The following is a 23238-nucleotide window of genomic DNA, read 5'->3' on the forward strand; positions in this document are numbered from 1 at the left end:
CGATCGGCTTGGTCAGGAAGTTGTCCCCGCCCGGCCCGAGGGCCTCCATCTGCTTGACCGGGTCCCGCTCGGCGGACAGAAAGACGATCGGCACCCCCAGGTAGCTGCGATGCTGCTGGATGATCCGGGCCAGCTCCACGCCACTGATCTCCGGCATGTAAATATCCATCAGCAGCAGGTCGGGATGGAAGCTCTCCATCGCCTCCAGCACCTCCAGGGGATTGCTGACCACCTGGGCAATCATGCCTGCCTGCTCCAGGGTGCTGGCATACAGCCGGGCCAGGGAGGCCGCGTCGTCCACCACCAGAATGCGATAGGCCGCCTGCTGCTCACCCCCCAGGATCCGGTCAACAGCGTCCATCAGCTCGGCCACATCGAAGGGTTTGACGAAGAAAGCCTCACCCCCCGCCCGCACGGCGGCCAGCCGGCTGCCGATGGTGTCCCGGGCACTGATGAAGATCACCGGCACACCGCCGTGGGCATGGGCCCGGACGCTCTGGACGGCTTTCGGCCCCGCCACCCGCCCCTCGGGGAAGCTCACATCCATCACGATCAGGTCCGGCTGCTGCCGGTCAAGGTAACTGGTCAGCGCGGCCAGATCCGTCAGGACATCCACCTGGAAACCGAAATGCTGCATCTCGGCCTGCAGCAGACGGGCATAGGCCACATCATCGTCCACCAGCACCACATGGCGCACCCGCAGCCGGTCACGCGCCGGACCCGCCAGGCTGCCAAGCCCCGCCTCAGCCCGCACCGGCATCGCCAGGTGGGCCCCCAGGACATTGAGCTGGCCAAACAGACGTTGCTGGATCGGGTTATGCCCCTGCCCAAAGTTTGACAGGACCTCCTCCGCCGTCGCAGCCACCGCCACCGCTGCCTCCGCCAGCCCCGAATAGCCATAGGCGCCCGCCGAACCGCTGAGCTTGTGGGTGATTTCCTGGATCTTCAGCATCGCGTCCCGGGTGCCGCGCCGGGGCCCCTGCCAGGCCTCCTGCAGCTCGCTCAGGTAACGGGGCAATTCACTCTCGAACGCCCTCACCAGGGTTTCCAGGCGATCCTCACTCATTTCCCTCTCCCATCGGCGGCCCCAACAGCTCAAGGGCCCGGGACAGCTCCGCCTGCTCCAGGGCCTGCTCCATGGACACACCATCCTGCCCCAGCAGGGGCAGCAGCACATCCCGGCACTGACCCCACAGGGTTCGGGCCATCAGGCTTTCAGTCTCCAGCAGACGGCGCAGGTAGGCCAGGGTCAGCTGCGGGCCCGCGTCGCCCTGGGCAGGCGCCAGGGGAACCTGGAACCAGAACACGCTTCCCCCGCCGGGCACAGCCTCGAACCCGATGCTGCCCTCCATCCGGGCCACCAACTGCCGGCAGATGCTGAGACCCAGACCGCAGCCCCCAAAACGGCGGGTGGAAGAGTCGTCCAGCTGGCGGAAATTTTCGAAGAGCAGCTCCCGGCACCCTTCCGGAATCCCCATCCCCTGGTCCTCCACCTCGAAACGGACCATCAGCCCCCTGGCCTCTTCCATCTTGCGGCGTACCCTCAGGGTGATGCAGCCCTGCTCCGAGAACTTGACCGCGTTGTCGAGCAGGTTGCCCAGCACCTGGCCGATCCGCAGGGGATCGCCGTGAAAGACCGGGGGCAGCGCCGGATCAATCTCCCGGGTCAGAGCCAGGCCCTTGCCGCGGGCGCGTTCGATCAGCTGTTCCTCGCCCAGGTTGAGCATCTCCAGCAGATGAAAGTCGATGCGTTCAAGGGCCGCACCGTCCCCGGTCAGGTTGCTGGCATCCAGGATGTTGTTGACCACCCCCAGCAGGCGCAGACCGGACTCCCGGTGCGCTCCGAGCGCTCCCGCAAAACGGGATCATCCAGCTTCCGGGCCAGCACAAAGGCATAGCCCAGGATGGCATTGAGGGGGGTCTTGAGTTCATGGCTCACGTTAGCCAGGAAATTGCTCTTGGCCCGGCTGGCCGCTTCGGCCTGAGCCAGGGCATCCTCCAGGGCCCGGGTCCGCTCCACCACCTGGAGGGTCAGATCATCCCGGGCCTGCCGGCACTCCAGCTCCCGCGCCTTGAGCTCCAGCTGGGTTCGCACCCGGGCCCGCACCGTATCCCGGTTGAAGGGCTTGTGGATGAAGTCGGCCCCACCGCCCATCAGGGCCCGGGTTTCGCTGGCCGGATCGGTACGGGCGGTCACGAAGATCACCGGAATGCCGCGGGTGCGGGACTCATGCTTGAGCAGGTCACACACCTCGTAGCCATCCATGCCCGGCATCATCACATCCAGCAGAATGAGGTTGGGCAGGTAGGACTCCAGCATGGACAGCCCATCCGCTCCGGACAGGGCAAAGCGCACGTCGCAGAAGTCGTCGAGGACGGCCCCCAGCAACTCCACGTTGCCGGGCACGTCGTCAATGATGAGGATCTTCGGGCGCTGGCCAAACAGCATGGTCTTCCTTGGACGGAAATGGGTCGGAGAGCACACGCTCCATGAAGGCCTGGAGGGCCTCTTCGGCCTCCCTGAACTGCAGCCGGCGGACCGCACTGGCAACCCCTGCAAAGGCCTGGGCAAGATCGGATTCTGCCAGCAGGCTTTCGAGTTTCCTCACCTCCTTGCGGGCGGAATAACTGTTTTCGGCCAGCAGGCCCTGCAGAGACTTCGCCAGATCCAGGACTTGCGAGGGGTCGATTCTAGCATCTCCCTCCGTGCGCCCTGCGGAAGCGGCAGAGGGCTCCGGCTCGGCGGGGCGCTCCAGCCCCTCCGCAACCGTCCCCCGGGCCTGCGCCGTTCCCGGAGAGAAAGGCAGCTCGCACGTAAAACAGCTGCCCTGCCCCACAGCACTGTGCACCTCAATGTGCCCGCCCTGCATCTCGACCAGGCTGCGGACAATCGACAGGCCCAGCCCGGTTCCCCCGTAGCGCCGGCTGATCGAGCTGTCCGCCTGGGTAAAGGATGAAAAAAGACCCTCGATCTGCTCGGCAGTCATGCCGATACCACTGTCCCTGACACGGAAATGGAGCATCAGCGGGCCCTCCGCCGGCCCTGCCCGCCAGCCCACTTCCAGGGCAATCCCGCCCTGGGTCGTGAATTTGAGCGCATTCCCCAGCAGGTTGGTCAGGATCTGCTCCAGACGCAGGGGGTCCCCCACCAGCCAGTCGGGCAGATCGGCCGGCACCTGCAGCTGCCAGCCCAGCCCCTTCTCCCGGCACTGGAATTCGAACAGCCCCGCCACACCGGCGAGGCAGACGGACAGCTGGAAGGGCACCCGCTCCAGAGTCATCCGGCCCGCCTCGATCTTCGAGTAGTCGAGCACGTCATTGAGCAGACGCATCAGGGTCTGGCCAGCCCGCTGGACCTTTTCCAGGTAATCCCGCTGGGAGCTGTCCAGCCGGCTGGCCAGGACCAGAGCGGTCATGCCGAGAATCGCATGCATCGGGGTGCGGATCTCGTGACTCATCATGGCCAGGAAGGCACCCTTGGCCCGATCCGCCGCCTCGGCCTCGGAGCGGGCCAGGCGCAGGGAGTCCTCCAGTTCCCGCTGGGCGGTCACATCCCGGTTGATGCCGATGATCTGGATCGGGCGCCCCTCGACGTCCACTTCCAGCGCGCAAGCCGCCTGAATGTGGCGGATCCGGGCACCCGGCAAGACAATCCGGAACTCCTCGCTGACAGAGACCCCATTCCCAAGGAGCCTCTTCACCATGGCCTCAGCCCGGGCCAGATCGTCGGGATGCACCCTCTGACGCCAGAAACTGTAGCGAAGCGCCTGTCCCTGCACCTCTTCCGGCAGCTCATACCAGGCCCGCAGGCGGGCATCCCACTCCAGCTGATCGTCCTCCAGACGCCAGCTCCAGACGCCGATATCCGCCGCCTCGACGGCAAGGTTGAGACGCCGGGTGCGCTCGGCGACACGCTGATCAAGGCTGGCGATGGTCTCATGCAGGGCCGCGACCGCCTTCTCGCGACGCTGGAACTGCCGCAAGGCAAACAGCCCCAGGGCCAGAAAACCCAGGTTGGCGGCCAGCGCCGTTGCCAGAATCTCCATGGCCCTGCTGTGCCATTCGGCGAGCACCATCGCCCGGTCGTAGCGCCCCACCACCCGCAGGGGACGGATCTCCGAGGTCACCTGCAACTGGCCATCCTCCCCGATCCGCTGGGTGGGCGCCAGCAGCCCCTGGCGGGTCACCCCCCGGCTGGCCTGCTGCACCTCGAAGGCCAGATCTACCCCACCTTCGGGACAGCGCCCCTCAACGAAAGAGCACGCCAGAATCGCGCCAGAATCCAGCACCAGACTGAGGCGCAGATTGCCCGGGATCCCGGCATCAAACAGATAGGAGCGCAAGGCGTCCGGATCGACACCCACGACAACCACGCCCATCAAGGTGCCGGCATCGTCCCGGACCGCCCGGCTGACCGGGATGACCGGACGATTGTCAGAGCGGCTGGCGATCCTGGCACCGATGAACAACCCACCGGACAGCTGCTCCGCCGGTATCCGGAAGTGGGGTCGATCCGACAGATCAAGAGGAATCGCTGGAAAAGCCATGCTGTACTCGGCCAGCCGTCCATCCGGACGGATCAGCGAAAGCCACTCCGCGTAGGGCGTGATGGCGTGGCGACGCAGCAACAAGCGGTGCATCTCCAGATCGGGCGCCTCTAGCGAGGGCCCCCGGAACTGGATGGCTTCACCAATCCCGGACAGGGTCCGGTCGTAGATGTCGACGATCGCTTCGGCCCGGGTCAGGGTGGTGTGGGCCTGACGCGCCAGGGACGCCTGCGCCTCCGCCAGCAGCTGGTCCCGATCCGCCAGAACCTGCTGGGCCAGCCTGGCATCCACCAGGATGCAGACCAGGACGACCAGTCCGATGATCTGCAGGGTACGTGACTTGAACATCATGAGGCGGATTCTAAACGCATCCGGACGGGTACTCCGTCAGCTTTGCCACACCCCCCTCAACACCTCCGTCAGCGCCTCGCCTACAGGCGCAAGCGGGACACTTCGTTATCCAGTTCCCGGGCCACCCTCAACAGCTCTTCGGCCAGATTGCGGTTCTCGTCGGCGGACTGACTGCTCTCCGCCACCGAACGGGCCACCCCATCGATGCCTCGGGCAATCGACTGGCCAGCCTGGCTCTGCTCGCGGGTGACCCGGGCGATATCCGCCACCGCCGCCGCCGTCTGTCCCGCCCGGGCCTGGATGGCCTGCAGGGCAGCCTCCACCCGGCGGGCTGCATCCACGTTCAACCCCACCTGCGCCACCGCCCGATGAGCGGACCCGGACACCGAGCCGACCCCCTCCTGAATGCTGCTGAGGATGGTGTCGATCAGGGTGGCCGATTTGGAGGACTGCTCCGCCAGCTTGCGCACCTCGTCGGCCACCACCGCAAAACCGCGCCCCTGCTCGCCGGCCCGGGCCGCCTCGATGGCGGCATTGAGGGCCAGCAGGTTGGTCTGCTCCGAAATTTCCCGGATGGCATTGAGGGCGTGATGGATTTCCTCCGAACGCGCGCCCAACAGCTCGACCTGGGTCGCCGCATCCTGGACCGTTGCCGCCGTATCGTGGAGGGTGGAAATGGTCTTGTGCACCGTGCCCACCCCCTCCTCGACCGACGCGGTGGTTTCCCGGGTCAGGGCCAGGGCCTCGGTGGCGCTGCTGGCCACCTGCTCGACACTCACCGTGAGCTGCCCGGTGGTCCCGGCCATCGCACTGGCTGCCGCGCTCTGCTGGCGGGTCGCGTCGCCCAGCACCCGGGAGGAGGCGGACATGCTGTCGGCCGTCCGTTGCAGATGGTCACTGGTCTGACGGATGCTTCCCGCCAGGACCCGCATGGACCCGGCGGCAGCGTTGATGCTGTTGCCAATCAGGTCGATCTCGTTACGGCTGTCAGGGGAAGCCGCCGCACATACCGTGAGATCGCCGCTGCCAAAGCGGGAGACCAGCCCCGCCAGATGGGACAGGGGACTCAGGCGCTGCCGCAGGAAGAAGGCCAGAGCCAGCACCAGCACCGCCCCGCAGCCCACCGCCAGCAGGGCAATCTGATTGCGCAGCAGCTCCGCGTCCTCGACAAACTCATCCACCCACGACCCGGTGGCCACCAGCCAGTGCAATTCGGGCATGTAGCGCACCACCACCATCTTGTCGGCCTCGGCGCCCGGCTCACCCCACTTGTACACCAGGGTGCCGTTCTTCCGGGCGATCAGCTGATCCACGATGCCCTTGAGGCGTGCATCCATCTCGCCAATCGTCTTGCCCTCGAGCTTGGGGTGATAGATGAAGCGGATGTCTTTGGCATCCCCCGACGGCACCGAGACGATATACGGATAACCGGTATGACCCACCTTCATGCCGGCGAGCTTCTCCTTGATCAGGCGCACGTTGCTCTCGGCGTCCACCCGCATGGTGACCGCGCCGACCACCTCCCCAGTCCCGTCCCGCAGGGGTTTGGCGGCCAGCACGAACATCTTGCCGTTGCGCTCCAGGGAGCCCACGAAAGGCTTGCCCGTCAGCAGGATGGACGGGTAGTCACCGTTGTTATCCACCAGCTCCCCATGGCGAGCCTCACCACTCTTGTCCTTGAGCAGGGTCGCTGCCCGGTAGAAGCGGTCGCCCTTGCGCACCAGGAAGGCCGGTTCGCGGTCCCCGTGCAGGCGGGCATAGGCAGCCAGCACCTCGGTGTTGTTGTTCAGGAGCGTGCCTCCGATGGCCAGACCGGGAGCCGTCCCCTTCGGACTCGTCACCTCCGCCCCCGTCAGGCGCGGCGAGCCATCGAAGGATTCGATGAACTGGTCCAGGGACTCCACCGACCGCGTCTCCAGCGCATCCTTGGCATAGGCCAGCATCGAGACGGTCAAGTCCGCCTGCAGGGCGAGGGACTCCTCGGCCTTGTCAATGGCATTCTGACGGGACAGGGCCGCCACCGTGGCCACCAGGATGGTCACCATCAGGGCAACGCCCAGAGTGCACAGAAGGACCACCTGCCGGACAATCGGGGTGTGTTTGAGCATGAGGGAGTTCTCGAATGCAAAAAATGTTCCCATGCTATCGGCCGAACCCTTCCCAACTTGAGTAGTACGATACTACCCGCCCCCCCAAGACCCCTGTGCCACAAGGATTTCCGGGCTGCCCTGGCAACGGCCGGAAACGCCTTCAGCCAAACACGGCAGCCACATCCAGACTTTCCCGGCTGCCTACATCCACCTGATGGCTGCGCAGCCAAGCGTCCGCGCGGGCCCGCCCCATGTCCCGCAGGTCATGCAGAAAGGCCCTGGCTGCATTGAGCTTGCTGGCCTTGCCGGCCGCCAGCAACTCCTCCGCCTCGATCAGATGAAACCGCAGCCCGGTGAGGCGGCGCTCGAAACGGCCCTGCGGTCGCCAGCCAGCCCCTTCGGCGATGGCATGGCGGGCATGGGCGATCATGCGCATCTCCCGCAGGAAGGTGGTGGAAAAACCCAGCTCCATACTGCGGGTGGCAATCTCATCCACACTGCGGGGCGCTTCCGGCCGGGACAGCGGATTGAGCAGCACCAGCAGGATATCCCGGGTCTCGCATTCGTGAATAAGGGGATAGATTGCAGGATTGGCGGTAAAGCCCCCATCCCAGTAAGCCTCTCCGTCGATCTCCACTGCATGGTGCAGGGTCGGCAGGCAGGCGGAGGCCAGCAACGCCGCTTCGGTCAGCTCCCCGGTATGAAAGAGGCGTACCTTGCCCGTGCGCACCTGGGTCGCTGCGATGAACAGCTTCAGGGGACATTCCCGGCGGACATGCTCGAAGTCGAAACAGGCCCGCACCACATCACGCAACGGGTTCAATTCAAAGGGATTGAGCTGGTAAGGAGAAAACAGCTTGGCCAGCCCCACGAGCATCGCCATCGGTCCGGGCAATGCCCCATCTCCCGCCGGGTTGAGGCTGTGGAGCAGATCCAGCTGGAAAGGCGTCGAATCCGCCACTGCCTCCCAGAAGACCGACAGACTTTCCCGCGCGCCCTCCGGACCTCCGCGGGTCCAGCCCTGAGCCAGGGCCATGGCATTCATGGCGCCGGCACTGGTCCCGCTCACCCCTTCCAGGGGCAGCCCGGCTTCCAGCAAACGGTCGAGCACCCCCCAGGTGTACGCACCGTGCGCTCCGCCCCCCTGCAGGGCCAGACTCAGGACAGGCTCTTCCGGTGCCTTTCGGCTCCACCAACGCTTGATCCCCATCACCCACCTCCCCAAGCTTTGCTGCAACGCAACAATACCATCAAGAATGGAGGAAGAGGGATTTCAGAAGTTCGAGCGCGCACGCTGTTAAGGTGAGCTTAAGCTTCACGCACCATATTAGAATCCTCTTCTCCTCCGGTGCGCTGGCAACCATGAAACGCTCTTTCCTCCTTGCCCTGTTCCTGGTCAGCGGCGGACTGCACGCCGAAACCCCTGGCCAGATCCTCCAGCACTACGCCAGCGAAGCCGGCAAGACCCAACCTGGCTTCACCGCGTCGGCCCAACGGGGCGAACGCCTTTACCGGCAGGCGTTTTCCATTGCCGAGGGCATGCCCGCCTGTACCAGCTGCCACACGGATGCCCCAACGCGGACCGGACAGCATGCCATCACCGGAAAACGCATCCAGCCCCTTGCGGTGGCTGCCAACAGCGAACGTTTTACCGAACCCGCCAAGGTGGAAAAGTGGTTCGGCCGCAACTGCCGGGAAATCATCGGCCGCCCGTGCACCGCGAGTGAAAAGGCCGATTTCATCGCCTTCATGAGCGAGGTCCGCTGACATGAAAAAACTGTGCTGCCTGCTGCTGCTTGGCCTGACCTTACCCGCCTGGGCCGACCGGCTGCCCCTGCCCCCGGACACCCCCGCCAGCTACCCCGCGGAATGCGGCAGCTGTCACCTGGCCTATCCCCCTGCCCTGCTGGCGGCCGAGCACTGGAAACGCATCACCGACACCCTGAACCGGCATTTCGGCAGTGACGCTTCCGTTCCTGCCGCCACCCGGCAGGAGATCGCCGGCTTCCTGCTCCGTCATGGGGGCAACCCCGCGCGGATCGGCAGCGCCGGCGAACCGCCCCGGATCACCACCAGCGCCGCATTCCAGCGCAAACACCGGGAGATCGATCCGGCCTTCTGGCGGGACCAACGGGTCCACTCGGCGGCCAACTGCGAGGCCTGCCACACCCAGGCTGCCCAGGGCCGTTTCAGCGAACACGACATCGCCATCCGCGAACTGAGGCACTGACATCATGCGCAAGATTCTCGTCTGGGACTGGCCGGTGCGCATCGGGCACGCCTTGATGGCCGGCGGCTTCATCATCGCCTGGCTCACCCAGGAAAGCGAACGCCTGAGCCTGATCCACGCCATGGCCGGCTCCGCGGTGCTGGCCACCGCCGTACTGCGGCTGGCCTGGGGCGTGATCGGCTCGCCGACGGCCCGCTTCTCCGCCTTCGTGCGCGGCCCCCGGGCCGTCGGCGCCTACCTCCTCAGCCTGCTCCAGCCAGCGCCCCAGCACTACACCGGCCACAACCCGGCCGGCGGCTGGGCCATCCTGCTGCTGCTCGGCCTTGGCATCCTCACCGCTGCCAGCGGCTGGGCCGTATACAACGACGTGGGTGGCCACAGCCTCGAAGAACTCCACGAGGGCCTTGCCTCCACCATGCTCAGCGTCGTGGTGATCCACGTCGGGGGCGTCATCCTCAGCAGCTGGCTCCACAGGGAAAACCTGCTGGCCGCCATGGTCCATGGGCGCAAGCTGGGGGCACCGGAAGAGGAAATCCCCTCGGCCCACCGCCTGGCCGGACTGCTCCTGCTGGTGCTCGCCTGCCTGGCGAGCGTCTGGCTCTCCCGCTGAGGGTCGCCGTGCGCATCCTGCTCGTGGAGGACGACCCCCAACTGGGCGACGGCCTGTGTGTCGGCCTGCGCCAGTCCGGCTTCACGGTGGACTGGCTGACGGACGGCCACAGCGCCGACCTGGCGCTGCAAACCGAACCCTTCGATCTGGTGGTGCTGGATCTCGGCCTGCCCCGCCTGGACGGCATCCAGGTGCTCACCCGCGTCCGCGCCCGGGGCAACAGCCTGCCGGTACTCATCCTCACCGCCCGGGACTCCACCGGGGACACCATCCTGGGACTGGACAGCGGTGCCGACGACTACCTGGTCAAACCCGTACACCTGGACGAACTGAGCGCCCGCATCCGCGCCCTGCTGCGGCGCAGCGCCGGACGTATCTCCCCCATCCTGGAGGTCGGCGGGCTGCGCCTCGACCCGGCCGCCCAGCAGGTCACCTCCCACGGCCAGGCCATCGAGCTGCAGGCCAAGGAATTCGCCCTGCTCCAGCTCCTGATGGAAAACGCCGGACGCGTCCTCACCCGCAGCCAGATCGAACAGGCGCTCTACGGCTGGAGCGACGAACCCGACAGCAACGCTCTCGAAGTCCACATCCACCATCTGCGCAAGAAACTCGGCCGCGACACCATCCGCACCCTCCGGGGTGTGGGCTACACCCTGCCCAAATGAACACCCGCTGGTTTTCCCTCAAGCACCGCCTGCTGGTGCTCCTTCTAGGCGGCGTGGCTGTCGCCTGGCTGATCACCCTCACCCTCAGTTACCTGGACGTCCATTCCGAAGTGGACGAACTCTTCGACGCCCAGCTCGCCCACTCCGCCCAGACCCTGCTGGCCCTCGCCAGCCACGGGGAAGGCGGCACCATCGAAGATTCGGGCGCCCTGGCCCACAAGTACCAGACCCATCTGCGCTTCCAGATCTGGAGCGCAGCAGGCGAACTGGTCCTGCGCTCCAGCGAAGCGCCGATGAGCCCCCTCACCGAGCGTACAGGCTTCTCGGAAACCCACTCCGCCGAAGCCGGGCACTGGCGCCACTTCAGCCAGTGGAACAGCGGGCACACCCTGCAGGTCCAGGTCAGCGAAGATCACTATGTACGGGACGACCTCATCGGCCACGTCGCCTGGCGGATGCTGGTCCCCGCCCTCCTCGGCCTGCCGCTGCTGAGCCTGTGGGTGTGGCTGGCCCTGCGCCGGGGGCTGCAGCCCCTCAACGGTCTCGCCCGGCAGATCGCCCATCGGGACCCGGAACGCCTCGAAGCCCTGCGGCCCGAACAGGCCCCACTGGAAATCCAGCCCCTGCTCGACGGGCTGAACCGGCTGTTCAGCCGGGTGGAACAGGCCCTGGACAGCGAACGCCAGTTCACCGCCAACGCCGCCCACGAATTGCGCACCCCTCTCGCCGCTCTCCAGGCCCAGTTTGCCGTGGCCCGGCGGGCCCGCAACGACGCCGAGCGGGATCAAGCCCTGCAGCAGATCCAGACCGGACTGGACCGGGCCATCCACCTGGTGGACCAGATGCTCCAGCTCTCCCGCCTCGACCCGGAATCCCGCCTGCCCGACGCCCGGGAGATCAAGCTGACGGAAGTGGTGAAATCGGTCTGCGCGGAACTCGGGCCGATGATCTTCGCGAAGGATCTCGATTTCGACCTGGAAGACCAGGGCGCGCCGTCCATCCACGGCCGGGAAGACTGGCTGCGCGTGCTCGTCCGCAACCTGCTGGACAACGGCATCCGCTACACCCCCGAGGGCGGACGCCTTCAGGTGGTCATCGGTCCGGGCCCCCGGATTGTCATCAGCGACAGCGGCCCCGGCATTCCCCCCGACAAGCGCGACGCCGTCATGCAGCGCTTCTACCGCCTGGACACCGACAACCGTCGCGGTTGCGGCCTGGGGCTGGCCATTGTCGGCCGCATCGCCGAACTCCATGGTGCCCATATCCAGATGGACGACAGCCCCTTCGGACAGGGGCTGTCGGTTTCCCTCTCCTGGCCGGCCGCGCGCTGAGTCGCTGCGCGCCGCCCGCCCGGGCGGTCAGAGGACCAGATCAGTCACCGCCAGCTGCTCAACACCCACCAGCTCGATCTGGAATTCGGCGGCCATGTCCCGGTCGGTGCTGCCGTACAGGACGCCCGCCTCAAACCAGAGCGCGCCATTGGCGTTCGCACCGGTCAGCGCCGCCGACGTGCCGATGAAGGTGAAGGCATCGTTGGTCCGGTTGCCCGCCACGGCATCGATGGCGGATAGATCGATCCGGTCGCCCGCAGCAAAATCCACGACCGCATCCCGACCGGCCCGCGTCACACCGGCATCCGCCACCGAGAACCACTTGAACACATCGTTCCCCAGGCCGCCGGACAGCTGATCCTGCCCACGTCCCGCCACCACGAGATCGTTGCCGTCGCCGCCGGACTGGAAGTCGCTCAGGCTGGCGTAGCTCTTGGAAACCTTATGAAAAACCCCGTCGCCGTCCCCATCCGAATACAAGGTGACCTGGGCAAAACCCTTCTCGAACTCGGTCTTGACCACGTCCGCGCCCTGCAGCGACCAGCTCTCGTTGTAATCGCTGCGCTCCTGGCGATACACGCCGCGCTCCACTTCATACACCGCCGTCACGGCGCCGGAGACGATGTCGAAGGCGTAGCCTTCTTTCTGATAACCCTGGTACGGAAAGGTCTGCACCGGCGGCAAGCTGCCCGCCGCGGGGGTGCCATAGAACTCGGACACCTTGTGAAAAACGCCATCTCCGTTGTCGTCGGCATACACGGAGGTTTCCCAGCGGCCGTCGTCCCACTCGGTCTTGACGACCCGGCCGGCATCCACCGTCCAGGTCTCGTCCGAATCCATGCGCTCCAGCTTGGTGCGGCCCTTCTCGGTCTTGTAGACCGCCGTGATCACGCCGTCCTGGACGGTGAATTGGTATCCCTTGGAAGAATTGCTGCTCATGGCATGACGTCCTTGTGTGGTGAGTGAGGACGCCACTTTAGGAACCCAAGATTAACCAAAGCTTAAGCCGGGGGCCGGAAGGCCGACGTCTTGCCGGGCTACAGGTCGCCCGCCGCTTCCTGTACGAGGGCATCGGCCGGGAGAATGGGCGCATAGTCCCCATGGCCGTCCGGCCAGGACGTGAGCACCTCGAAACCCGTTTCCGTCACCGCCACCATGTGTTCCCACTGGGCCGACAGGGAGCGATCCCGGGTCACCACCGTCCAGCCGTCCGGCAGCTGCCTGCAGGCCGCCTTGCCCGCATTGATCATGGGCTCGATGGTGAACACCATGCCCGGCTGCAGCACCAGGCCCTCCCCCGGACGACCGAAATGGAGCACCTGGGGCTCGTCATGGTAAATCTGGCCGATGCCGTGGCCGCAGTATTCCCGCACCACGCTGAACCCCTCCCGATGGGCCACGCTCTGGATCGCATGCCCCACATCCCCCAGGGTGGCACCCGGGCGCACCTGCCGGATGCCCGCCACCATGGCCTCATAGGTGGTCCGCACCAGACGCCGGGCCAGGATGCCCGGCTCCCCGGCAAAATACATCCGGCTCGTGTCCCCGAACCAGCCATCCTTGATCAAGGCCACATCAATATTCACGATGTCCCCGTCCTTCAGCTTGCGATCCGACGGAATGCCGTGGCAGATCACATGATTGACCGACGCGCAGATGGTCTTCGGGTAACCGTGATAGCCGATGTTGGCCGGCACCGCCTTCAATTCCTCCACGATGAAGTCGTGACACAGGCGATCCAGCTGATCCGTGGTCACCCCCGGGCGCACATGAGGTGTGATCATCTCCAGCACCCGGGCCGCCAGGCCGCCAGCCACTCGCGCCTGGGCAATCTCCGCCGCCGAACGCAGAGTCACACGACGCGCCGCCATCACGCCGCCCTCCCCACGCCAACGCCCACCGCGCCTGCCTGCTCAGCCTCCAGCAAGAGCTGGCAGATCTCCCCGTAGCACAAGCCCGGATTGCGCTCCGCCAGCATCCCCACCCGCAGCCAGTGCTCCGCCTGGGCATTGATGGAGCGACTCATCGCGCCGCTGGAAAGGCGCAGGTTTTCATGCATCTGCTCGGAAATCTTGACGATACCCACGGCAACGACCCTTATATGTTTTATAAACGAAACATATAATAACGCAGCGCCATGTCCGTCACCAAACCGCCTTCGCCCGCCTGCCAAACCCCACGTACTGACGCCCCTGGGGATTCCTGGGGTCGTTATGGCACGACTGGCAGTGGTCGGAAGGCCAGTGGGCCAGCTCATGGACGATCTGCACCAGCCGCGCCTTGGGGGGTGTCCTCTGCGCCAGGCCAGATACCACCTGCGCATGGACCGCCACCGGCTCCATGAGGCCCGCGCAAAGTGCCCAGGCCATGGAAAGGGCCTTCATGGGTAGCGCACCCGCAGCGTCAGGACTACATGACGCGGATCCCCATAGGTGTTGTAGGTATTGGTGCCGCCCAGGCGGGTGTAATAGGTGGTATCGAAGACGTTGTTGATGTCCAGCGTCAGCGCCGTGCGTCTGTCGATGGCGTAGCCCACCTGCAGGCGGACCACCGCGTAATCGTTCTGGGTGCGCGGCAGCACGGTTGCGGTGGGGGCCCCGCTCGCCGACTGGGTCGCCGCCGTCACGCCCAAACCCAGGCTCACACCCCTGAGCACCTGCTCGGGAAAGGAATATCGGGTCCACAGCTTCAACATCTGCCGGGGATACCAGAAGCTGACGGGCAAGCCGGTGGAGCTGCCGTTGTTGATCCAGCGGGTCTCCGCATTGGTGTATCCCGCAGACACGTCCAGACCACGCCACGGACTGCCGACGACCTCCATTTCCCACCCCTTGCTCTCCAGCTCGCCAACCGCCAGGAAGTAACCCGGATTGCTCACATCCGCCAGGGCCCGGTTGGTATCGCGGATCGTGAACAAGGCCAGTGTGGCGAGCAGCTTCCCATCCAGGAACTCGGTCTTCGTGCCCACTTCGTACTGCTTGCCCACCCGCGGCGGCAGGACACTTTGATCCACCCGCTTCTGGGTTTGCGGCACAAAAATATCGGCATAGCTGGCATACAACGCAAGCTGCGGATGGAGGTCATAGACCAGACCCGCATAAGGCGTGAGCCTGCCGGAGCCATGGCCCCCATAGGCCCACGGCGTGGGCTTGGGGTTCGGCGCGGCGGTTCGGGATTTGTAGTCGTAATCCGACAGGCGGGCACCCAACACCGCCTTGAAAGGATCGGCCACGTTCAAGGTCAGCTTGCCGTAATAACCCGCCTGGGTGGTCACGCTCTGGCTGCCCGTGCGATAGACCACATCGGGCTCCGGCACCGCCGGCGGATCGGACAGGGGCACGTTCCGGACGGTCAGGTAAGCGCTGTCCGGCGAGTTGGGGTTGGCACCACGCCCCGTGCTTTGAAACGTGCTGTAGTTGGCACCCACCAGCAGCTCATGCTTTCGGCCCAGCAGGGTGAGAGGCCCGGCAGCAAACACATCGGCACTCTCATGGCGGTAGTCGTAGTCGAATTCCCGGCGGGCATAGCTGGCGATGGTCATGGTTTCCGGCGTCACGCCGGCCGTGGGATAACCATCCTTGAAGAAAAAGCCCTGATCCCGCCGACTGGCCCGGAACGTGGCCGTCCAGTCGTTCCCGAAAACATGTTTGAGCTCCAGGCCCGCGTCCCGGGTAGACCAGCGGTTCCCATTCCAGTCCGCGTGGGGATTGAAGGACCGGGGCACCGACAGGAAACGCCCGTCCGTGTAGCTGGGCAACCCCGAAAAGCCCGTCGAATCGTTGTCCTGATACGCGAAATACAGATTGCCCGTGGTGCGCACCGAAAAATCAAAATCCAGCGTGCCGTAGGCCAGCCATTTTGTATCGTGCACCCGGTTGTACACGTAATCCCGATCGATGTAGGAGACAACGGCCCGCCCACGCAGACTGCCACTGTCGTTGAGCGGCCCCGTCACGTCCGCTTCCAGACGGTTGTTGCTCCAGGTCCCCGTCTGCGCCACCAGCGTGCGGGCCCACCGATGCTCGGGACGCTTGCGAACCAGATTCACGGCCCCGGCGAACGAACCCGAGCCCTGCAATACCCCCGCCGGCCCGCGCAGGACTTCCACCACGTCGTACATGCCCAGATCGAACTGCTGATAGCCGGACAAGGGCAGCGTGGACGGCATCCCGTCGTTCTGCAATTCCAGGGAGCTCCCCCGGGCATGAAACTGACCCTGGGTGATGTCGTTGGAAATGGCTTGCACGCCGGTCATCCGGGACAGGGCATCCCACAGGGTCACCATGTTCTGGTCATCCATCTGGGCACGCGTGAGCACGGACACCGAGTTGGGAATCTCCCTCAAGCCCTGGGGCGTCTTGCCCGCCACCGTCGCGCTGTCGGCCCTGTAGTCCCGCAAGACCGTATCCCGCACCTGCACCTCGGGCAGCGTCCTCACCTCCCCGGCGGCCAAATCCCCCGACTGCGCCCAAAGACCCGGCGCATAAAGTGCCGCAACGACAAGCGTGATTCGCGTGGGCGTAAACATGATCCCCAATCCAAAAAAGGCTGGATTATCGAAGCACATCTACCCAATATGAATGCGTCAAATTGCCACGCGGGGCGGGCTTTGCCAGGAATTCGGGAGCGATCACCGAGGTCTTTCCCACCCTCCCGTAGCTCCAGCGCATTGGCATCCAGTTCCTGGAATTCAGATTTCGCTTGTTATGTCACTCAACAGTACGTATCATCAACGATAGCGATTTCTAGTCGTGTTGTGATTTTGTTGGTCTAATGTCCGTAGTCCTGCGGAAATAATCCCCCATTTTTACCTCGCCCTTTTGATCTCGCTCCATTCAGGGGCTGCGCCCCGTCATTTTTCGGAGATTAAAGATATGTCAAAAGGTACTGTAAAGTGGTTTAACGATTCCAAAGGTTTTGGCTTCATTACGCTCGACGAAGGCGGCGATGATCTCTTCGCCCACTTTTCCGCGATTCAATCCGCGGGCTTCAAGAGCCTGACCGAAGGCCAGCGCGTCAATTTCGACGTTACGGCTGGCCCCAAGGGCAAGCAGGCCAGCAACATCCAGATCGCCTGATTCCCACGGCATCATCCAAGGCGGCTGAATCCTCTCGGCCGCCTGCAAGAGCACTTGTGCCGGCGTCATGGTCGGCACAGGCATGGAATCATCCCGATTTCAATGCATGCTCCGCAAAAGACAATCCATCCAGAGCAGAACAGAGCCAGGGTTCCAGCGCTCTGTTCTGGTGCGTGTATTGCGCCCGCCTCATGCCCCGGCGCCATCGCCCTGCGGCTCCTACTACGGCTTTGCTCCCATCGAGTGAGCACTGCCCCTCGCCCTGTTCTTTAGGGCCTGACCTGACTCACCCTTGGAGAAATAACCATGGCCAAAGAAGACCTGCTGGAAATGCAAGGCGTCGTGATGGAAGTGCTGCCGGATTCGCGCTTTCGTGTCACCCTCGACAACGGACACATGCTTGTAGCCTATAGCGGCGGGAAAATGCGCAAGAATCATATTCGCGTGCTGGCAGGCGACAAGGTCTCTCTGGAAATGTCTCCCTACGATCTGAGCAAGGGCCGCATTACCTTCCGCCACATTGAAGGTCGCGCACCTCTCGCATCACGAACGAAGCGCCGTTAAGCGCCTGGTTTTTCGATGTCCGCTCAGAAAATTTTGAACGGGCACGTCTCTCCCTGCTGAACACCGTTTTCACTCTTCCCATTGGGTCCCGAGGAGAAGCATTCGTGGCAAAGCCAAACTACCAATTCGAAAAACGCCAGAGAGATTTGGCCAAAAAGCAAAAACAGGAAGAGAAACGTCGAGAAAAGCTTGCCAACAAGGCCGCCAACACCAGCACCCCTCCGGCAGATGTCCCGGAAGACGGTGTGTTGCAGGACAAGGATGGCAAGGACTCCGGAACTGCATCAGAGGAATAATGCAGCGCAGCCTGCGCTGCGCTGAACCCGCCCCACCGGACGCCTCTTCTCCACCGCACGCCTTCCGGCCAGCAAGCACCCCGGAGCATCGGTGATCAGCAGATCGATCCACGGGCCGCTCCAACTCTCCATGAGTGCGCGCCACCGCAGCTGCGCTTGCGGCTGACCATTGCCGATGGTCATCAGCTTCGCGTCAGGAGCGGCGTGCCGGGACACTTCTTGCCCTTGAAGTCCCCCAGGCCGCTGCCACCACCCCCGGCCCCGGGCGGCGCTTAATCATCCCGGGACGCTTCAAGAAGCCCCGAAAATTTCCCCACGGCAAGGCAGCACACGCGATCGTGACACGATTGCGGAATCCTTCTGTCCAGATGGAAGGCATTTGTGCCGCACTTCTGACATCACCCCCCAAAAAAACAGAGCTCATTCAAGGCAAGGGACTTTATTGTCCTCGCGATTCGAATGGCCCCTTTCATCACAAAACATCCCACCAGGAAACACCAGAACCATGCACAAAAACACACAAATTGCAGTCGGCCGCTTTCGCGTTGCCCCCATGACCAAATTGAACTCCGACGGCGGCTTTGCTGCATCGGTATCAATACAATCGGGCAAAGGAACATCCAGTACGACCCGTATCATGCGTTTCAAGCCCAGTTTCACGAGTCCCACCGCCGCCCTGCACTACGCATCCACCGAGGGCGTCGCCTGGGCTCTCCAGAACTGACAGCCCCTCAGCGTGCGGTTTCACTCACACAAAGCTACCCTGAAGTCATGATGGATGTGTTACCTAACGACCCGCTGCACCTGCCCCGCGTAACGGGGGCAGGTGCAAGCCTCAGTCAGGCCCTTTGGTCCGCTATTATTTGAATTTCCACAACTGGCCCGTGACGTTCTGACATTTATCCATAAATGCCGCACCGTTCATCGAGCCTTTTGCCTGATTACCTTCAAGACATTCACCGTTGCCTTCGCGGAACTGGGTGGTGAGCTTGAAATAGCCATTTCCGGCGGGTGTCGCTTTCCACAACTGGCCCGTGACGTTCTGACATTTATCCATAAATGCCGCACCGTTCATCGAGCCTTTTGCCTGGTTACCTTCAAGACATTCATCCTTGCCTTCGCGGAACTGGGTGGTGAGCTTGAAATAGCCATTTCCGGCGGGTGTCGCTTTCCACAACTGGCCCGTGACGTTCTGACATTTATCCATAAATGCCGCACCGTTCATCGAGCCTTTCACCTGGTTGCCTTCAAGACATTCATCCTTGCTTTCGCGGAACTGGGTGGTGAGCTTGAAATAACCGTTTGGAAAGCTGGAGCCAGCGTCAGCAGCCAAGGTATTTCCGCTTATTGCAAGGAAAATAATTGCAGGAGCAGTGAATTTGAGCAAATTTTTCATGAAATTAATCCTATTAGAAATATAAAGATCCGCTTTACAGCTTCTTCGTTATTGCCGCAGATCATTCACAACAACGCCTAACATCGGGATGTGGAACATTGAACGAGCGCCCTGAGCTGTGGCGCACATGGACCTTCAAGGTCACCGGAGCTACGCAGCTTTTCACGCTGATCAGGGGCGCCGGAGCTAGCCACCAGAAAATCGCATCAGCATACCGCACGGAGATGGTGGCTGTCCGCGCATGAGAGAGAATTTTCACCGACCGCTGCTGGCCGGATTAAACCGCTCTCGCGGCAGCCCTGCGATCCCGCGGGATGGTCACGGTGACCTGCGGCTGCAACAGGCCTCAGCCTGGTTCCCTTGCAGCCGCATCGGACGAAACCTCAGACCTTGTGTTTTTTCAGCCAGTCGTTGGCCAGCTTCTGGGCGTAGGTGGCCGCCGACTTGTCGTAAGTGGGGCGGTAGTCGGCGTTGAAACCGTGGTCCACGTTGGGAAACACCACGATCTCCGAACCGCTTCCGCCTTTATTGATCAGGCCGCGCATCTTGGCGATGGTCTCCTGCTTGACGAAGGCATCGATGCCCGAATACAGGCCCAGCACCGGTACCTTGATCTGGTCGGCAAAGTCGATCGGGTCTTCGGGGCGCAGTTCCGGCGCCTTCAATCCTTCCAGCAATCCGTAATACGCCACGGCGGCATTCAGCTTGCTGTTGTGCCGCGCATAGACCCACGCCGTGCGGCCACCCCAGCAGTAACCCACCAGACCCGTGCGCTGGGCGTCGGCTTTGCCGCTGGCGCGTGCAAAGGCCAGGGTGGCATCCAGGTCGGCACAGACCTGGGCATCGGGCACCTTGGAGACCACCTCCGACAGAATCGTCTGAATGTCGGTCATCTTCGACACGTCGCCCTGGCGGGCAAACATCTCCGGCGCAATGGCGTAGTAGCCCTGCTTGGCATAGCGCCGGCACATGTCCTTGATGTGCTCATGCACGCCGAAGATTTCCTGCACCACCAGAATCACCGGAAACCTGCCGGGTCCTGCGGGCATGGCCCGGTAGGCGGGAATCTTGCCGTCGGCCACCGGCACGCTGACCTCGCCAGCCACCAGGCCCTTGCTGTCAGTGACGATGGCCTGGGCCAGCACCGGTTTGGATGCAAGGGCAAAACCCAAGGCCAGAGTCGTCATGACGAAGTCACGCCGCGAGGGGGGAACGGATGCGGCTTGAGAGGGATTCTGGAAGTCGATTGCCTTGAGGCCGTAGTCCATCAGTTTCATGAAAGCTCCTTGGAGGATTGCGGGGGTAAGACCTGTGGGCACGGCACGCGGTGCGCCAGCCGTGAGTGCTGGTGTGCTGCCAGAGCGCCATCATGACAACATATTGAGGGAAGGCAAGACCGGGGAGCGCCGGCTGACGGCCATCACTATGGCACCGGTAGCGCATTTATGGAGTGAAGGACCGCCCGCGCAATCTGTTCCCGCTTGGCCAGATCCCCCATGCGGTTGGGAGTATCGATGTTCAGCGCGAAGAACACCGGGCCATTGGGCCACTCCACCCATCCGACCCACCAGCCCATGCTGCCTTCCCAGCCCGTCTTGGCGCGAAGGATCCAGTTGCGGCCCGCCTCGACAATCAGGATGTCCTTCACCAGGCGCTGGTGCTCGACCTTGAAAGGCAATGCGTTCCGGTACAGACGCTTGAGGAACGCAATCTGCTCATAGGCCGATATGGCCAGCAGACCATCCAGCCAGTACGTGCCCTCCCCCACCCGCGTCGGGTCTGCGTTGCCGTACTCCGTCTGCTTCAGGTAGGCCCGCGCCCTCTCCCCACCTATCTGCTCTGCAAACCCCTGATACACCCACAACGCGGACACGCGCATGGCCGAGCGGAGATCCTGGTCGCGGTTGTGGCCCGGAAAACTGCGCTCGACCCCATCCCACTTGAACACCTGAAACTCATCCCGGACAACCCCCGCCTCCAGCGCAAACAAGGTATGGGGAATCTTGAATGTGGACGCGGGAGAAAAGCGCTTGTGAGCACGCACTGGCGCATAGACCGAAACGGAACGGACATTCTCCCGCTCGTCATCCACCACGATGGTGCCCTTCCCATCAAACTGATCGAAAAAGCGCCCCCACTCCGGACGCTCTTGAGGCGCAGCGTAGGCCGGGAAGACAAAGGCGAGAAAAAGAATCGAGAGAATGTGGGCGCGCATTATCGGTTGGACACCTCGAATAACCCGAATTTTTCAGAAAACCCTTAGAAGGCCAATCCAGGTTGCTTTAGTTCATTTTGACGAGCATTGCTTTTAGGTGCAGATTTAATCATGGCTAGGAAATTTTCTTTAGAAGATGTTGCCTCATCGAGCAATCCCCTTTTGCGAAATGAGCAAAAAAGTGCGACAGAATATGCTTGGCAATTGATGGAGCGATCAGGATTGAATTCAATATCCGTAAAACCCTGATACTCATCAAGCTCCGACCAGTACTCTGGCTTCCGCTTCAGCGCATTAATGTATAGCCAATCATAGAACGCTGTTAATGGATCCAATTCCCAACTTGTGCCAAAAAAAGAGAACCCTTTAAGTGAGCCAGAACTCGTTAAGCGTGGATCTTTTTTTGCCTCTCTGGAGCTTTTATCAAGCAAGTCTAAATAAGGTCCACCACCCCCAAAAACTTTACTACTCTGGTAAGCGCATTCAACACTAAAAGTTCGGCCAACTTTCTGGGTTGTTATCAAAAGATTAAATGCACTTAGCTGCACTCCGAGGGGGCTTTCAGACTTACTTGACACCTCAAGTGCCTTAGCTATACCGTGCTGCACAAGCGCCGAATCGTGCAGAGATTTTATTGACTTTTTCTTTTGGCTTGGAGCCAATCCAGGGTACCATTCAAATTCAACCGGAAGAGTTATAACAAAAGCACTTCCTGATGTATTCGGTACATAAATAGGGCGGTTTGCCATTTTTTTCACTCAAAGGATCGCGCAAAGTTTCTGGAGGCAAAAAATCCACGCCCGGGCATTTCCCATGAGAGCGGAATTCCGCCAGCAAATTCTTCATATTTCTTCATGAGAATTGGCGAGTCAAATACTATTCCCACAATCATAGACTTGGGGATTATACCAAACGCAAGAACTTCAGCTTGTACGTCAGTTGGGTCGTATTGATACAGGCCCTGCTCTCGCCTAGAGTTCGGGCTTGGCAGATCTTCAAACATTCCGAGCAAGGAACGATGGCTTGATAAATCGTCAAGCGTCATGGAAGAAATTCGTGCGTCTGCTGCATTGTACTTGCAGAAGGCACATGTTTTCTTCCATAAAACCGATCTATCAATAACCAAAACAGCCCAATAGTCTTGTTCGGATTGTTTTCTGTATTTAAAAAACATTCTCGAATTTGGAAAGCCAATAGACAGACTTGTCGCCTCCAGACGACCATCCAGGCGCAGAGTATCATTCACCGTAGGAAAAAAATTGTATTTTTCAGAATTAACTCTGGGGTGCAGACCAATGCTCAAAATTGACGACAGGTTTTTCACGTTTGTGAAGTGCACCAAGTATGGTATACACATCTCATTTGCGACCTTCTCTATTTCAGAGTTGAATTTTGGATAATCACTTTTAAATACCTCAAGCGCCCATTTTATAGCCCTCTCATCTTCCATGTGAAGCCGATTTAATGCCTCCGAATTTGCTAATCTTTCACCATTCCATCCCAAATCGAATCTGGATCTTTTAAACTTTGGGCGCTTCAGTTCAAGAAAAAAACTAAACCACTCGATACTTGTTTTTTTCTTCTGATAGAGAATGTAATCATTGCATTCTCTAACTTGTATCACATCTTGGTTTTCCGGCATTTGCCTCACCCCTACATAGTCGGTCCTGAAATATTCAATTTGCCGCCCCCAACCCACAGGGCAATCGTACCGACCCGACATACCCCACCGCAAAACGGGCGCCTCGAAAAACCTCGCCCCACCCGCTCCTTGGTAAAATTCTGCCGTCCTGAACCCCGTTGCCATCTACCCCGATGAAACCGCGCAGCGCCATCAAGACCGACCTGTTCGCCTTTGATCACCA

24 protein-coding genes and 1 pseudogene are annotated in these 23238 nt (G+C 62.1%); 9 read left to right on the plus strand and 16 right to left on the minus strand.

What is annotated here, in order from left to right; all coding sequences use genetic code 11:
- The 6 genes from PHD22_RS09715 to PHD22_RS09740 all read right to left on the minus strand — a co-directional run.
- A partial coding sequence (locus PHD22_RS09715) for a response regulator (RefSeq protein WP_299865694.1) occupies positions 1 to 1066 on the minus strand: 1066 nt, incomplete at its 3' end.
- Positions 1059 to 1808, minus strand: a complete 750-nt coding sequence (locus tag PHD22_RS09720) for an ATP-binding protein (RefSeq protein WP_299865696.1) — start codon at positions 1806 to 1808, stop codon at positions 1059 to 1061. The genes PHD22_RS09715 and PHD22_RS09720, both read right to left, overlap by 8 nt.
- Positions 1775 to 2449 carry a response regulator gene (locus PHD22_RS09725; RefSeq protein ID WP_299865699.1) on the minus strand — a complete coding sequence of 225 codons (675 nt, stop codon included), beginning with the start codon at positions 2447 to 2449 and terminating at the stop codon, positions 1775 to 1777. The genes PHD22_RS09720 and PHD22_RS09725 overlap by 34 nt, the downstream gene beginning before the upstream one ends.
- Positions 2412 to 4898 (minus strand): ATP-binding protein, encoded by a 2487-nt coding sequence (locus PHD22_RS09730; RefSeq protein ID WP_299865702.1) that lies wholly within the window; start codon positions 4896 to 4898, stop codon positions 2412 to 2414. Before PHD22_RS09730 ends, PHD22_RS09725 begins: the two co-directional genes overlap by 38 nt.
- Positions 4899 to 4978: 80 nt before the next feature.
- Positions 4979 to 7006: a Cache 3/Cache 2 fusion domain-containing protein gene (locus PHD22_RS09735; RefSeq protein ID WP_299865705.1), complete on the minus strand. Its 2028-nt coding sequence runs from the start codon at positions 7004 to 7006 to the stop codon at positions 4979 to 4981.
- A 142-nt stretch (positions 7007 to 7148) separates the two neighbouring features.
- Positions 7149 to 8198, minus strand: a complete 1050-nt coding sequence (locus PHD22_RS09740; protein ID WP_299865708.1) for a patatin-like phospholipase family protein — start codon at positions 8196 to 8198, stop codon at positions 7149 to 7151.
- A 152-nt stretch (positions 8199 to 8350) separates the two neighbouring features.
- On the opposite strand from PHD22_RS09740, the gene PHD22_RS09745 reads away from it, so the two are divergent.
- From PHD22_RS09745 to PHD22_RS09765, 5 genes are read left to right on the plus strand one after another with little or no spacing between them, the layout of a single operon-like run.
- The gene (locus PHD22_RS09745) at positions 8351 to 8755 is read left to right on the plus strand and encodes a DUF1924 domain-containing protein (protein ID WP_299865710.1); all 405 of its coding nucleotides are present in this window, start codon (positions 8351 to 8353) and stop codon (positions 8753 to 8755) included.
- Between the two features lies 1 nt (position 8756).
- Positions 8757 to 9218 (plus strand): cytochrome C, encoded by a 462-nt coding sequence (locus PHD22_RS09750; protein WP_299865713.1) that lies wholly within the window; start codon positions 8757 to 8759, stop codon positions 9216 to 9218.
- Positions 9219 to 9222: 4 nt separating this feature from the next.
- Complete coding sequence (locus PHD22_RS09755) at positions 9223 to 9828, plus strand: cytochrome b/b6 domain-containing protein (RefSeq protein WP_299865716.1); 606 nt, start codon at positions 9223 to 9225, stop codon at positions 9826 to 9828.
- Between the two features lie 8 nt (positions 9829 to 9836).
- On the plus strand, positions 9837 to 10493 hold the full coding sequence (locus PHD22_RS09760; protein WP_299865719.1) for a response regulator transcription factor: 657 nt from the start codon (positions 9837 to 9839) through the stop codon (positions 10491 to 10493).
- Positions 10490 to 11824 (plus strand): ATP-binding protein, encoded by a 1335-nt coding sequence (locus PHD22_RS09765; RefSeq protein ID WP_299865722.1) that lies wholly within the window; start codon positions 10490 to 10492, stop codon positions 11822 to 11824. Before PHD22_RS09760 ends, PHD22_RS09765 begins: the two co-directional genes overlap by 4 nt.
- 27 nt (positions 11825 to 11851) lie before the next feature.
- On the opposite strand, the gene PHD22_RS09770 is transcribed toward PHD22_RS09765, so the two are convergent.
- From PHD22_RS09770 to PHD22_RS09790, 5 genes are all read right to left on the minus strand, one after another.
- Positions 11852 to 12763, minus strand: a complete 912-nt coding sequence (locus PHD22_RS09770) for a hypothetical protein (RefSeq protein WP_299865725.1) — start codon at positions 12761 to 12763, stop codon at positions 11852 to 11854.
- A gap of 98 nt (positions 12764 to 12861) precedes the next feature.
- Complete coding sequence (gene map, locus PHD22_RS09775; RefSeq protein ID WP_299865728.1) at positions 12862 to 13695, minus strand: type I methionyl aminopeptidase; 834 nt, start codon at positions 13693 to 13695, stop codon at positions 12862 to 12864.
- Positions 13695 to 13910, minus strand: a complete 216-nt coding sequence (locus PHD22_RS09780; protein ID WP_299865731.1) for a ParD-like family protein — start codon at positions 13908 to 13910, stop codon at positions 13695 to 13697. The genes map and PHD22_RS09780 overlap by 1 nt, the downstream gene beginning before the upstream one ends.
- Positions 13911 to 13968: 58 nt before the next feature.
- Complete coding sequence (locus tag PHD22_RS09785; protein WP_299865733.1) at positions 13969 to 14208, minus strand: hypothetical protein; 240 nt, start codon at positions 14206 to 14208, stop codon at positions 13969 to 13971.
- The gene (locus tag PHD22_RS09790; RefSeq protein ID WP_299865736.1) at positions 14205 to 16352 is read right to left on the minus strand and encodes a TonB-dependent siderophore receptor; all 2148 of its coding nucleotides are present in this window, start codon (positions 16350 to 16352) and stop codon (positions 14205 to 14207) included. Before PHD22_RS09790 ends, PHD22_RS09785 begins: the two co-directional genes overlap by 4 nt.
- Positions 16353 to 16698: 346 nt before the next feature.
- On the opposite strand from PHD22_RS09790, the gene PHD22_RS09795 reads away from it, so the two are divergent.
- The 4 genes from PHD22_RS09795 (at position 16699) to PHD22_RS09810 (ending at position 18486) form a co-directional block, all read left to right on the plus strand.
- Positions 16699 to 16902 (plus strand): cold-shock protein, encoded by a 204-nt coding sequence (locus tag PHD22_RS09795; RefSeq protein ID WP_299865739.1) that lies wholly within the window; start codon positions 16699 to 16701, stop codon positions 16900 to 16902.
- A 306-nt stretch (positions 16903 to 17208) separates the two neighbouring features.
- Entirely contained in the window at positions 17209 to 17466 is a 258-nt protein-coding gene (gene infA / locus PHD22_RS09800) for a translation initiation factor IF-1 (protein WP_299865742.1), read from the plus strand.
- A gap of 104 nt (positions 17467 to 17570) precedes the next feature.
- Entirely contained in the window at positions 17571 to 17762 is a 192-nt protein-coding gene (locus PHD22_RS09805) for a hypothetical protein (RefSeq protein ID WP_299865745.1), read from the plus strand.
- A gap of 553 nt (positions 17763 to 18315) precedes the next feature.
- Positions 18316 to 18486, plus strand: a complete 171-nt coding sequence (locus PHD22_RS09810) for a hypothetical protein (RefSeq protein WP_299865748.1) — start codon at positions 18316 to 18318, stop codon at positions 18484 to 18486.
- 135 nt (positions 18487 to 18621) lie between these two features.
- Here the strand turns inward: PHD22_RS09810 and PHD22_RS09815 are convergent, their stop codons facing one another.
- From PHD22_RS09815 to PHD22_RS09835, 5 genes and pseudogenes are all read right to left on the minus strand, one after another.
- Positions 18622 to 19158: a ricin-type beta-trefoil lectin domain protein gene (locus tag PHD22_RS09815; protein WP_299865751.1), complete on the minus strand. Its 537-nt coding sequence runs from the start codon at positions 19156 to 19158 to the stop codon at positions 18622 to 18624.
- 383 nt (positions 19159 to 19541) lie between these two features.
- Complete coding sequence (locus PHD22_RS09820) at positions 19542 to 20435, minus strand: dienelactone hydrolase family protein (RefSeq protein WP_299865755.1); 894 nt, start codon at positions 20433 to 20435, stop codon at positions 19542 to 19544.
- A gap of 146 nt (positions 20436 to 20581) precedes the next feature.
- Positions 20582 to 21295 (minus strand): annotated as a pseudogene (blaOXA, locus tag PHD22_RS09825) (class D beta-lactamase); the annotation flags it as partial.
- 122 nt (positions 21296 to 21417) lie between these two features.
- Complete coding sequence (locus tag PHD22_RS09830) at positions 21418 to 22131, minus strand: hypothetical protein (protein WP_299865761.1); 714 nt, start codon at positions 22129 to 22131, stop codon at positions 21418 to 21420.
- The gene (locus PHD22_RS09835) at positions 22128 to 23015 is read right to left on the minus strand and encodes a DarT ssDNA thymidine ADP-ribosyltransferase family protein (RefSeq protein ID WP_299865764.1); all 888 of its coding nucleotides are present in this window, start codon (positions 23013 to 23015) and stop codon (positions 22128 to 22130) included. The genes PHD22_RS09830 and PHD22_RS09835 overlap by 4 nt, the downstream gene beginning before the upstream one ends.
- Between the last annotated feature and the right edge of the window lie 223 nt (positions 23016 to 23238).

The organism is Zoogloea sp. (assembly GCF_028693495.1).
GTDB lineage: Bacteria > Pseudomonadota > Gammaproteobacteria > Burkholderiales > Rhodocyclaceae > Zoogloea.